At 35.9% G+C, this 13198-nt stretch carries 11 protein-coding genes and 1 tRNA gene; 5 read left to right on the top strand and 7 right to left on the bottom strand.

The genetic code is table 11. The features are described from left to right. Positions 1-14 precede the first annotated feature (14 nt). Positions 15-2246, bottom strand: coding sequence for a S9 family peptidase (locus GGR42_RS11685; RefSeq protein WP_167964102.1), 2232 nt, complete (start codon positions 2244-2246; stop codon positions 15-17). Positions 2247-2412: 166 nt separating this feature from the next. Between GGR42_RS11685 and GGR42_RS11680 the strand changes: the two genes are divergently transcribed. Then, a complete protein-coding gene (locus tag GGR42_RS11680; RefSeq protein ID WP_167964100.1) occupies positions 2413-3726 on the top strand; it encodes a hydroxymethylglutaryl-CoA reductase, degradative in 1314 nt (437 codons plus the stop codon). Then, positions 3727-4635, top strand: a complete 909-nt coding sequence (locus tag GGR42_RS11675) for a GYDIA family GHMP kinase (protein WP_167964098.1) — start codon at positions 3727-3729, stop codon at positions 4633-4635. Between the two features lie 12 nt (positions 4636-4647). Here GGR42_RS11675 and GGR42_RS11670 read toward each other — a convergent pair whose 3' ends face one another. Then, complete coding sequence (locus GGR42_RS11670) at positions 4648-6768, bottom strand: peptidylprolyl isomerase (protein ID WP_167964096.1); 2121 nt, start codon at positions 6766-6768, stop codon at positions 4648-4650. A 90-nt stretch (positions 6769-6858) separates the two neighbouring features. After that, positions 6859-8088, bottom strand: a complete 1230-nt coding sequence (locus GGR42_RS11665) for a hemolysin family protein (protein WP_245201442.1) — start codon at positions 8086-8088, stop codon at positions 6859-6861. Positions 8089-8135: 47 nt separating this feature from the next. Here GGR42_RS11665 and GGR42_RS16970 point away from each other — a divergent pair, with 47 nt between their 5' ends. Continuing rightward, on the top strand, positions 8136-8318 hold the full coding sequence (locus tag GGR42_RS16970; RefSeq protein WP_209023995.1) for a hypothetical protein: 183 nt from the start codon (positions 8136-8138) through the stop codon (positions 8316-8318). A 38-nt stretch (positions 8319-8356) separates the two neighbouring features. Here GGR42_RS16970 and lptC read toward each other — a convergent pair whose 3' ends face one another. The 4 genes from lptC to GGR42_RS11645 are packed head-to-tail and all read right to left on the bottom strand — an operon-like array spanning position 8357 to position 12380. Next, a complete protein-coding gene (gene lptC / locus GGR42_RS11660; protein WP_167964092.1) occupies positions 8357-8956 on the bottom strand; it encodes an LPS export ABC transporter periplasmic protein LptC in 600 nt (199 codons plus the stop codon). Positions 8957-8958: 2 nt separating this feature from the next. Next, positions 8959-10329, bottom strand: coding sequence for a tetratricopeptide repeat protein (locus GGR42_RS11655; protein ID WP_167964090.1), 1371 nt, complete (start codon positions 10327-10329; stop codon positions 8959-8961). Between the two features lie 38 nt (positions 10330-10367). Then, the gene (locus tag GGR42_RS11650) at positions 10368-11651 is read right to left on the bottom strand and encodes a hypothetical protein (RefSeq protein WP_167964088.1); all 1284 of its coding nucleotides are present in this window, start codon (positions 11649-11651) and stop codon (positions 10368-10370) included. Further along, positions 11652-12380, bottom strand: a complete 729-nt coding sequence (locus tag GGR42_RS11645; protein ID WP_167964086.1) for a type III pantothenate kinase — start codon at positions 12378-12380, stop codon at positions 11652-11654. Positions 12381-12480: 100 nt separating this feature from the next. Here GGR42_RS11645 and GGR42_RS11640 point away from each other — a divergent pair. Together GGR42_RS11640 and GGR42_RS11635 are read left to right on the top strand one after the other, a co-directional pair. Beyond that, positions 12481-12553 (top strand) — tRNA-Phe (locus GGR42_RS11640). Positions 12554-12891: 338 nt separating this feature from the next. Then, the gene (locus GGR42_RS11635) at positions 12892-13116 is read left to right on the top strand and encodes a hypothetical protein (protein ID WP_167964084.1); all 225 of its coding nucleotides are present in this window, start codon (positions 12892-12894) and stop codon (positions 13114-13116) included. Positions 13117-13198 lie beyond the last annotated feature (82 nt).

Genomic DNA, 13198 nt, shown 5'->3' with positions numbered 1-13198 from the left:
TAGTTGGTTAGTTTTTATCCCTTAATCTCCTTCTTTTTAACAATCTTTTTCTCTGTATCCTTTTCTTTTTCCTGTCTATCCATTAAATGCTCATTCACAAAATTTGTCATCTTATTAAAGAGATGTATTCGTGTATTTCCCCCATAAATTCCATGATTGTTATCTGGATATACGGCCCAATCGAACTGTTTGTTGGCCTGTATCAATGCTTCGGCCATTCTCATAGAATTCTGCACATGTACATTGTCATCACCGGTACCGTGTATTAAGAGATAGTCTCCTTTCAAAAGTTCAGGGTAATTCATTGGAGAATTTTCATCATAACCACTAGCGTTTTCCTGAGGAGTCTCCATATACCTTTCTGTATAAATGGTATCATAAAAACGCCAGCTAGTAACTGGTGCAACAGCAATGGCCATTTCAAAAACATCGTTCCCTTTTAGAATACTGTTGGTGGACATAAACCCACCGTAGCTCCATCCCCAGATTCCTGTTCTATCCTCATCTATATATGGCAATTCACTCAACTTTTTAGCCGCCTCTATTTGATCCTCAACTTCGTACTTGCCCAATTCTTTTTGAGTTATTTTTTTAAATTCACTTCCTTTTAGCCCCGTGCCACGACCATCTACACAAGCCACTATATACCCCTGGGAAACCAACATTTGATGCCAGTAATCATTGGATCCCATCCAACTATTACTTACACTCTGCGAACCTGGCCCACTATATTGATACATAAAAAGGGGGTATTCTTTTGATGAATCAAAATCCCTGGGCTTTATCATGTACATGTTAAGATCATTGCCATTGATAGTTATTGTAGAAAACTCTTTTGGGCTTAACTCATAACCTTTTAACTTCTCTGTCAAAGCTACATTGTCCTTTATGCTTTTTACTATTTTCCCATCTTTTGCCCTGTGTAGCGTATATTCATGAGGTGTGCTAGCACTAGAAAATGTGTTAATGAAATAGGTGAAATCCGTACTAAAAGAGGCAGAATTTGTGCCATCCTTAAATGTCAATCTTTTTTTATGGCCACCATTGCTATCAATACTAAATACATCTCTATTGATAGAGCCATTTTCAACCGACTGATAGAATATTTTATCATTTTTCTGGTCGTATCCATAATATCTGGTAACTTCCCAATTTCCTTTTGTAACTTGATTCATCAACTCTCCATTCTCATTATAGAGATAAATATGATTATAGCCATCCTTTTCACTGGTCCATATAAAACTATCATCAGCTAAAAAAGTAAGGTCGTCTGTAATATCAATATAGGCTTCATCTTTTTCTTCCAGTAAGACCGAGACTTTATTTTTGTTTGCATCCACCGAATACAAAACAAGATGGTTTTGATGTCTGTTCATGGTTTGCACACTTAAATAATTAGGGTTGTGCATCCACTTTATTCTTGGAATATAGTAGGGATTGTTCAAATCTATTTCTGTAGTATTTCCAGATGCCACGTCGTACATATGTAAACTTACAATAGCATTGGCCTCACCAGCTTTAGGGTATTTAAACTCATGTTGTGTTTGATAAAGTCCTGTGCCATACACATCCATGGAAAAATTGGGGACATCGGTTTCATCAAACCTTAAAAAAGCAATTTTAGAGCCATCAGAGTTCCAAGCAAAAGCGCTTACAAAGCCAAATTCTTCTTCATATACCCAGTCTGTAACCCCATTGATTATTCTCCCTTTTTCACCATCAAAGGTAATCTGCTGCACTGTGTTTGCAGCCAAATCTTTTATGTAAATATTATTGTTCAAAACATAGGCAACTTGTTTGCCATTGGGAGACAAAGCAGGTTCTTGTACTTTTTCATCAGCTACCTTAACAACAATTTTACTGGCAATATCATATATATAATAAATCCCCAGCGTGGAACGTCTAAAAATAGATTCCACCTCTGTTGACAAAATTAGTTTTGTCTCATTATCATTAAATTGGTAAGAGCTAAAGCTTTGAATATCATTCAGGCTTACAGAAGACAAAATGGTCTCCACCTTTTCCAAAGTTTTATAATCGTATTTATCTATTGTACTTGTATTGGTTCCCCTGTCATTATTTAAAACTGTATATTGTGTTCCATTGTTCATGGAACGCAGCACATCCATTCTTTCTGTTCTAAACTCCCCTTTGTATATATCTTCAACAGTTATTTTTTTTAGTTGCCCAAAAGAAAGGGTTGTAAAACAAGTAGTTATAAAAAGTAGTATTGATATCCTTCTCATTGTAAAATCATAAATTGATTGAAACCTCCAAGTTTACTAATAATTTCACAATAAATTAAACTTTAGCACTAATTTGTAACAACTCTTATGTCTAAAATTGCCTCAACATGCTTTCCATAAAACTTAGTTGCTTTATAATTATCTTTGTCCTAGAAATAAATAACATATGATTTCTCCCAAAAAGGGATTCTCCAAATTAAGCAAAGAAGAAAAAATAGATTGGCTTGTTGCTCACTATACCAATAATTCTTCGGCCACCAAAAAGGTTCTTAAAAACTATTGGAACACTGATACTGAATTGCAAAAGTTGCATGATGAATTTATAGAAAATACAATTACCAATTACTACCTTCCTTTTGGAATTGCACCTAATTTTTTAATCAACAATAGGTTATATGCCATTCCCATGGCAATTGAAGAAAGTTCAGTTGTCGCTGCAGCAAGTAAAGCTGCCAAGTTCTGGTTGGATAGAGGTGGGTTTAAAACCACGGTACTTGGAACAGAAAAAGTGGGCCAAGTACATTTTATGTATAAGGGACCCGAAGATGAATTAAGATTGTTTTTTAATAGTATTAAAAACAAATTGCTTGCTGATGTTTTGCCCATTACAAAAAGTATGGAGAAGCGCGGTGGTGGAATTACATCCGTTGAACTTCGGGCCAAAACCAAAGATTTGAATAATTATTACCAGCTCCATTGCACCTTTGAAACTATGGATGCCATGGGGGCGAACTTCATTAATTCCTGTTTGGAACAATTTGCCAAAACATTAAAGGATGAAGCCCATAATTCTTCTATTTTATTTGACAAAGAAATTGAGGTAGTCATGAGCATTCTATCCAACCATGTTCCCAATTGCTTGGTAAAAGCTGAAGTAAGTTGCCCCATAGAGGAGTTAAATCCAGGGGATTCTATTTCACCCACCGAGTTTGCCAAAAAAATGGTCCGTGCCGTTGACATAGCCAAAGTTGAACCCTACAGAGCTGTCACACATAACAAGGGCATTATGAATGGTGTAGATGCTGTTGTCCTGGCGACAGGAAACGATTTTAGAGCTATTGAAGCAGGTGTGCATGCCTATGCATGTAAAGATGGTAAATACACCAGCCTGACACACGCCGAAATAGAAAATGGGATTTTTAAATTTTGGATAGAAATTCCCTTAGCACTGGGGACAGTTGGTGGTCTAACAAGTTTACACCCCATGGTTAAAGTTGCACTTGAGGTTTTACAAAAGCCCTCTTCCAAAGAGCTCATGGAAATTGTGGCAGTGGCCGGATTGGCACAAAATTTTGCTGCCCTTCGTTCATTGATTACAACTGGAATACAGAAAGGGCACATGAAAATGCACCTGATGAATATTATAAATCAATTAGGTGCCACAGAAGAAGAGAAGAAAACACTCGTTGAATATTTCAAAAAAAATACGGTAACCCATACAGCAGTCCATGAAGCTTATAAAAGGTTCCGAAATAGGTAGATGAAGAAGACATTCTACAGCAATGGAAAATTATTGATTACAGGGGAATATGCCGTGTTGGATGGAGCATTGAGCTTGGCCATTCCCACAAAGTATGGACAATATTTAAGTGTGACAGAAAACGATTCAGGTGAAATTTCCTGGTTGAGTTTTGATGAAAAAAGCGAAGGCTGGTTTAAAACAAGCCTTAATATGGAAAGCTTTGAAATTAAATCAACTTCACATGCGGAAATTGCCAAAACACTTCAAAATATCCTATGGACTGCAAAAAAGGCAAACAATGCATTTTTGAAAGGGACATCAGGATTGGCAGTAGAAACCAAGCTTACTTTTCCTAAAGATTGGGGATTGGGAACTTCTTCCACATTAATTAATAACATTGCCCAATGGGCCCAAGTTAATGCTTACTATTTACTTACGCAAAGCATGGGAGGCAGTGGCTACGATATTGCTTGTGCCCAACACCAGACTCCCATTCTCTATCAATTGAATAAGGGTTTTCCAAAAATAGAAAAGCTCACCTTTGGCCCCAATTTTAAGAATCAGCTATACTTTGTGTATCTCAACAAAAAACAAAACAGCAGAGATGGCATTGAACAATATAGAAAACAAGAATTTGATTCGGCTGTCTTTATCCAGCAGATTTCAGAAATCACCAAAGAAATAATAGATTGTGCTGATTTATCAACTTTTGAAAAATTATTGACGAAACATGAGCATATAATTTCCAACATTATTAAAATAGCGCCTGTAAAAACTTCTCTTTTCCCAGACTATTGGGGTGCCATAAAAAGTCTTGGGGCTTGGGGCGGTGATTTTATTCTTGCCACAGGAAATGAAAAAACCCCTGAATATTTTAAATCCAAGGGTTTTGATACTATTCTTCCTTACAAAGAAATGGCACTATAGGCACCAATATTCTTAATAGAAAGTAGTTCTATTATCTTCTATTTCCGAAGCTTCTTTTAAAGCGTTGTATACCGCTGTAGTTACTTTAGTTGCACCAGTGGAACGGAGTGTATTGGCATAGGTAACATAGTTATCCAATTTTGGAGCCTCTTCCTTCTTGGTAACTTTCACTAAAAACACACCCGTCTCCCCCTCAATTAAATGAGAAGTTGCGTCTTGACCCATTGCAAAAGCTGTTCCCACAACAACAGGCTCCCTTCCTGCACCCGCAATAGTTGGCGATTTCATGGTCAACGCGGTGGCATTGGACAAACTAACATTATTATCTTTCGCAAAAGCATCCATGGCCTTGCCCGTATTATTTGCTATAATCTGTTCTGCCTTCATTTTTTTACGCAGCTTTGGAAGGACCGTTACAGAAGCATCCTCAACAGACATTAATCCTTCTTTATATTTCTTGGTTAGCTGCACAACTGCATATCCATTATTAAGATCAAAACGTTTAATATCGCCTACTTCACTATCTGGATTAAATGCCCATTGCACAATGGCACGCTGCGTAGAAAGACCTGGCAAGCTTTCGTCCATAGCCTTAATCTTATTTATAGGCCTTACCACATAATCTCTTTCCTTTGCCAAATCTGTAAAAGGATTATCAGATGATACGGATTCCATTTCAAACTTGGTAGCATCTGTAAATAAGGTATTGATAGTTTCTTCTGAAGGCTCAACTTCTCTAGATAAGGTTGCTACTTGTACAAGGTCTTGCTTGTCATCAACTTTTACAATATGAAAACCAAACTCCGTTTCCACCAAACCAACATGACCTACCCTATTACCGAATGCAAAATCATTAAATTTTGGTGTCATCACCCCATCTTGGAAATAACCCAAATCGCCTCCCTGAGGAGCCGAAGGACCATCAGAGTTTTCTCTTGCCAATTCAGCAAAAACCACATCGCTTTTTAATACTTCCTTTAAAAGCTCATTGGCCTTCTTTTCAGCTTCATCTTTTGTTCTTTTTATTTCGGGATTAGCTCTCTCTGCTCCTTCATATGTAATAAGAATATGACTTGCCTTAACATTTCCGTTTGGCTTCTTGGCCATCATTCTAGCAACCCTAAAAAAGTCTCCCTCTCTGTAAGGCCCATAAGTTTCTCCCACGTTTAAGGCCATTATGGAATCTGAAAATTGACTTGGGATACTAGTTTTAGCCTTAAAAATAGTATCAAATTTAGTATCAGAATTTCTATCTAAAAAAGCAGCAACATCTTCAACAGCACTGAAACCTGGAATGGTATCCGTAGTATCAGCGGCCTCATTGTATTCAAGGGTACTACTTAACAATTTTGTGATTTCCTCTTTTACCGCATTTTCATCTGCCATAGAAGGTTTCTCTTCAAAGAAAACATATTGAAGATCTCTGGCACTTTCCTGCTTATATTCATCTTCATGTTCATTAATGTAAATATCTATCTCCTTCTTACTGATACTGATTGAGCTATCTGGAATAGAAGTATAAGGTACTCTCACGTATTGAATATCCACTTTGTCATTGGCCAATTTATAATCCAGCTCTCCTTCTTTTAAAGTTGCGCCAATACCCGCTTTTACCAAATTAAAATACGTTTGCTCCTTAGCTTGCTGAATAATGTTTTGTTCATCTTGCAACCACAACTCGTATTGTGCTGGTAAATTTTCCTTTAAATTGGAGACAAATTCCCTGAACACATTTTCGTCAAAAACCCCATCTTCATTTACAAATTGTGGATTTTGACTGTATGATGGATTACTCTTTAAGAAATTAATGATTTGATCCTGCTCTATATTGATTCCCAATTCTTCAAATTGTTGACCCAGAACCGCATTTCTTATTTCTTGGTTCCACACATTGTTCACCACTTGCATGGTTGTGGCACTGGCACCATATCTTCTCGAAGCACTCTCAACTTTTCTTCTAAAGTCATCAACAGAAATATCTGTCCCATTTACTTCTGCTATACTAGAACCCACCTTTGCACCTCCGAAATCATTGCTCGTAAATATTCCAGATATTACGAAGGCAAATAATGCCATACCAATAATCAATATTAATATAGTGGTGCGTTTTCTTATATTCTCTAAAATGGCCATTATGTTGTTATGTTTAAATCAGTTGGCGAAATTACCATTTTCTTTTGAAAAAAGAAAGATAAAAAAGCTCATGTAATCTACTGTAGTCACCTATTCTTTTTCAAGAATTTTAAGGCTTACCAAATCGATTTTTGTGCTGGATACTTCCAAAATGGTAAAAAGGAAATTCTCTATTTTAATTTCTGTGTCTTGATCTGGTATTTCACCCGTTTCATTCACAATTAAACCTCCCAACGTTTCATACTCCTCGCTTGTTGACAGCTCAAATTTGTAACTCTCATTTAGATAATCCACCTCTATTCTTGCAGAAAACTTATAGGTATCCTCGCTTAACTTCTCTTCAACCAAATCTGTGGAATCATGTTCATCTTCTATTTCCCCAAAAAGTTCTTCAACAATGTCTTCTACGGTCATTATCCCAGAAGTGCCCCCGTACTCATCCAAAACCACGGCAATACTTTTCCTTTTCTTGGTCAGTACATTTAACACATCACTAATCAGCATGGTTTCTGGAACAAACTCTACCGGTAGTAAAATGCTTTTTAAAGTTTTTGGCTTTTTAAAAAGTTCGTAAGAATGCACATAACCAATAATATCGTCTATAGTATCTTTAAAGACCAATATTTTTGAATATCCGGTATCTGTAAAGATTTTGGCAAGATTCTTTGGGGTTTCATGCAACTCTACCGCCATTATTTCGGTTCTGGGGACCATAACCTCCCTAGCTTTTACCGCAGCAAATTCCAATGCGTTCTGGAATATTTGAATTTCCGAATCAACTTCATCCTCCTCTTCCACAGTTTCCATTTGTTCCGTAATATAATCCCCAAGTTCAAGCTTAGAAAATGAAAGTTGCACCTCATCACCCTCTGTCTTAAAAAAGAATCTTAAAATAAAGTCTGATACTTTGATTATGAATTCCGATATCACAGAAAAAATCAAATAGAAAATATAAGCTGGTGCAGCCAAAATCTTCAACAAGGTATTGGAATATATTTGAAACAATACTTTAGGTAAAAATTCAGCCGTAAACAAAATAATTAAAGTGGAGATTATGGTCTGGGACAGAAGGCTGAAATCTGTAAACATCAGATTTAAAAACCCGTAGTTGGTAGGATACAGGCCAATGAACCATTCCATTAAAAGGTCTCCCATAAAAATACCGTATACCACCAACGCTATATTATTGCCTATAAGCATGGTAGCTATAAATTTGGATGGTTTTTTAGTAAGACGAGTAAGCACTTTTGCCAAAAAACCCTCTTGTTTTTTTTCTATTTCTATATGGATTTTATTGGCGGAAATAAAAGCTATTTCCATGCCGGAAAAGAAAGCCGACAATAACAAACAGATAACAATTATTAAGTATGAGGTTTCCAAAATCAGTTTTGGTTATTCTTTTTATGCTGTTCAAATCTCTTTCTGTAATTTCTCCTAAAAAAGAACATCCCTATGGAAACCAGCGCAAAAAATATGAACAAATAGGTGCCATTTCTATCAATGTTCCAATCTGTGTATACTCTATAAACCGAAAAACAAAATACCGCTAAGTACAAGTATTCTGTATATTTTAAAATATTGATCATAACTACTCTTCTTTAATCATCATTAAACCATAGGTTTTGTGTGCACTAAAAAAACTACGGTCCAAGTTAAAATCCATTCCTTCACCGTCCATAATGCTTCCATCTTCCGGATTTGTATATTTAAACTTTTCTTGGGTGAATACCCAAGAATTTTGCCTGTCCCAATACAATTGTGGTGCTTCCAACTTTTTACCATCCTCACTTTCTATGACCACATTCCCTTGTAAATCTACTACATTTGTTGCAGAGTAGATAATTCCATAATCTGCAGTAATAACACTTTTATTATTTTCTTCATCAAAAAAATCTACTTGTAGCCCTTTTGGAAAAGTACGATATGGAAACCTAAGATTATCGAAATCTTCACTAACGGGACTTTTTAAAATAGCCAACACCCTACTGGTTTCCCTATCCTCATTGGACATTTTATCATTGGTTTCCGTATAGGTGAGAACAAAATTTTCAGCAACTCCCTGTGGAAAAATTATGGGCGGGGCTTCATCTCCCACTCTTTCATAGGTGTCCTCACAGGATAAAAAAAACATTGCCACAGAAAAAACTATGGCAATGTTTGCAAAAAAATATTTTGAATGTTTAGTCATTCCTATAAGTTAGGCACTTTTACGCTACCTCCTACCCAACAACTAAAGGTTACTGTTTTACCTGCCATTCCAGCATTAAAAATCATGGTCTTGTCTGGAGCCTTGGCCGCATAGCTAGTTGCAGATTGATTTGCTCTGCTACTTAAAGAAGGATCCACCCTACCTGCTCTACGAGCCATATCGGCTGCTTTCCAATAAATTGCCCTTTTTTCAAATGAAGTAGTTCCACATTGATTAGCACTACCAGCATATAAACTCGCAATCAATAAATATGCTTTTCCATTTGACGAATTGGCATCAATAGCCTTTTGGGCATAATTTCTTGCTGTTGATTTACTACCATTTCTGTATATAGTAGCAATTTTATACAATATATCAGACTTCTTATAATTATCAGTTTCCAACTCAACCGCTTTATTAAAATCAGCTATAGCTCCGCTACTGTCACCAGCTTTAATTTTAAGTGCCCCACCATACATATATGCACTAGCAGATGGCTCTAGGGCCAGTTGGGCTTCAAATAATTTTCTAAACATAGGGTCGTCTGTACAATCTTTACTGAACATTCTTCCCACAGCTCGTTTTACCCAAGTAACATCTCCTTTTTTCTCTTCAAAACTCTTTTGGTACAACGGAATAAGATTTTCACATTCTGCTAATTGACCCAGTTTTGTATCTATACTACCTGAAATAGTTCCAAAAGCCTCTGAATAACTAGTAGCTACTTTTAAGGTCCTTTTTTCCCTAGAAGTAAGTGTTCCCGCTTCTTCTTTAGGCAACAACTTCGTAATTACATCAATTTGTTTTTTATTCTCCACCTCAATTTTTTCTGTCACATCATCATAAGCATCAAAAACAGATTGTAAATCTTTGCTCCCTGCATTATGCAAATCCACCAAACTGGAGAAATACATGTACAACGCTTTAGGGTTTGTAAAATTGGCCTTATCTTCTGTAAATGCCTTATGCAATTGATCATATATTTCTTGATCAGAAATCTTTTTATTTTCTTGTAGAACCAAAGTCTTATCAATAATAACACCCGCTAAAGGAAATTTAGATTCAAAATATTTACGACTATTGTCATAAACACCCATCAATTCGTCTATATAGGCTGTCTTATCCGCTTCAGGGGCCTTGTCTATCTTATCCTTTAAGATTCTTTCTCCATAAGAATAAATGGCACGGTGCACATCTGGGCAAGTTTCATAAACCATTTTCCATGGCTCATATGCTGCATCATAATTTTTCACCTTTACATGCTCTGAAAATATAGAAAGGTTGGTCATACATTCCTGGTTCTGAGCTTGAGCATTACTTACACCCATCATGCCCAAAAAAGCAATCATCATTAAGTAAAGTTTCTTTTTCATTTGTTCGTTATTTAAAGTGGTTAATGTACTAAATTTTCTTAATTTATTCTTCTTTTTAAGAACCATTTATCATTTAAGGTCAAGCCTACGTTGACTTTCAAATAGCTCTCTTCAATTAAACTGGCATCTGTTGTCCCCCTTCTTCCCACTTCAAAACCTAGATTTATATTGGAAAAATTAGGAATAGTGGAGTTACGAGCACCCAGTGGTAATCCTAATCCAAAAGTTATGCCAAAGTTGTTTATTTCTTTATTATTGATAACCATTCCTGTCTTGTCCAAACGAACTCCAGCCCTGTAAGTCACTCTTTTTAAGTAGCTTGTAAATGAGGTATAATCAGGAATCAAATAGGCTCCAAAAGCAAAGCTGCTAGCATCTTGATAAAGAATGTTATCTGCTCCCAGAAAATCGTTATTAAAAGAACTTAGTGCCTGAGTACTGTACTCGGCACCTAAAAACCATTTCTTATTTTCACCATATCCAAGACCAAAAGTAGTAGTGGTTGGCACCTTTAATTCTGTATTCCTAAGGTTTAGAGCATCTAAATTTACATCAATAACCTCAATATCCGCCCCTGTTGAGGACGAAAAGGACCCTATTGCTTGTGTATTCTTTGAAACTAAATTGGATTGTGTGGCAATCATCACAGATGTATACAACGTAGTTTTCTCTCCCACTTTTGGCGTATAGTTTGCCGCCAAGTTAAAATCGTACCCATTAATTCTAGACAATCTCCTATCTATGGTTCCAAATTGAACATCCTCTACAGATTGTAATCTTTGGCTTTCAATAGTTCCAAAATTAAAGTTCGCCGTAGCCCCAATTCCCAAATTTTTTGCCACTTTGTAACCCAAGGACACATAAACTCTATTAAGCCCTCCTTCTCCAGAAAAAATATTGGTTACTGCTCTTTGATTATCATTTTCACTTTCTGATACCAAACTATATCCTACAGATGAATAAGGCATTAAACCAAATCCTATTGCTCCTTTTTCACTTATGGGTAAACCCACAGATAAATAATCTAAATTAGTCACAGATGTACTTTGCTTTTCCGTGAAGCTTTTTAAGCGTAGTTCTTTATGGGAAAGACCAATTGCATATGTTGTCAATTTTAAATCGGAATAAGCGGCTGGGTTTTTAATATTTAAATGAATGCTATCTGAATACATCCCTAACCCTCCCATCATTTGATTTTCAACTGTATTGACAGTCCTTAAATCTCCAATACCAAAATATGAATACGGGGAAACCGTCCCATTTTGCGCATACATACCGTATGATGCACAGCATAACAATGCAATTAGAACTCTTTTTATCATCTAGTGTTTGTTGTACTCCAATAAATAATTTAACCCCTCTAGGAGAAATTTAGAATTGGCAAATATGGTATTTTTTAGGCGTTTTGCCAAGAATTGGGCGTCCCCTCCTGTTAAAATAACTGTTAAATCTTTAAAACGGGATTTATATTGATTGATAACCCCATCTATTTCATTACAAATTCCATTTACAACACCACTGTGCATACTAGTTTCAGTAGAGTTGCCAATAAAATCCAAACTGTCCCTTTTCTCCAAAAGAGGAAGCCCCGCCGTATGTTCGTGCATGGCAGCATACCTTATAGAAATCCCTGGCGAGATAGCACCTCCCAAATACTCTCCATAATCATTTACAATGTCATATGTTACACAAGTGCCAGCATCTATCACCAATGTATTCCCCCTAGGGTTAAAATAAAAAGCAGATGTTGCCAATGCAATCCTATCCACACCCAGCGTTTGAGGAGTAGCATATGAATTCTTAAAAGGCACTTTGGAGGCTTGGCTTAATAGATGTACTGGGCAAAATAGAGAAAGGACCGCTAAGTCCTTTTTACTTAAAAACCCAACCGAGGAAACAATTCCATGGGTGATATCCGGAAAGGCATCACAAACTTTTTTTACTTTTTTAGAAAAATCGGTCAACTCCGTTTTTTCATGAAAAATTACCGTTCCACTCTCAAAAACAGCCATTTTCACTATAGTATTTCCGCAATCTATAACAAGATTCATGCTGCAAAGATCAAAAAACCTCACATAACAAACACCTTTTTTAGTGTTTTTGTTTGTATATCATAAATTTGAAATTATATTTGCACCCGCTTAACGGCATGGTGCCTTAGCTCAGTTGGTAGAGCAATGGACTGAAAATCCATGTGTCCCTGGTTCGATTCCTGGAGGCACCACAAAAATCCCAGTTCTTTGTAGAATTGGGATTTCTTGTTTTATAAATAAATATTTTACACTTATTTATGAAAAAATGATTAATTTATATACATTAGTCGGATTAGAGACATTTATAGGTATTGATTACCAGCAAGAATAACTGCTACATAAATTTATGTAAGCACTCTTCCTTGATAAGGACAATACTAATTAGAATAACAAGTTTAAATACAATAACACTTCGTCTTGAAACTAAAGAAAGATGTAGTCTAAAATAGATAAGTATTATAACTTAATAATATTAGACAATCATATTTTCTTGTTTTACAGGAGGTTGACAATTAATTTTACAGCAAAAATGGAATTACTAGAAAAAGCCCTAGAATTTGAACATAGAAAAATGTCAAACATGTCCACCAGTGACAGGGTTGCAGCTACAAGAGAGGCAAAAGCATTAATTCTGTCCATTAACGAAATATACAAGGAAACCAAAGATGCGGATTTGATGGATATTATGAAAAGGCTTACCGTAAAGAAAAAAAAGATAGAAAAAAGGTTAAATGGATTACCAAAAGACCTTTAGAACTGGGCCTATATATTAATATTACCCATAAACTTCCAAGCAGTTATTAAACAATGATTATTATATTAGTGCTTCTTAAAAA

Source organism: Saonia flava (assembly GCF_011927795.1).
GTDB classification, from domain to species: Bacteria; Bacteroidota; Bacteroidia; order Flavobacteriales; family Flavobacteriaceae; genus Saonia; species Saonia flava.
The sequence above is the reverse complement of the archived record's forward strand: the minus strand, read 5'-3'. Positions and strand labels throughout refer to the sequence as shown.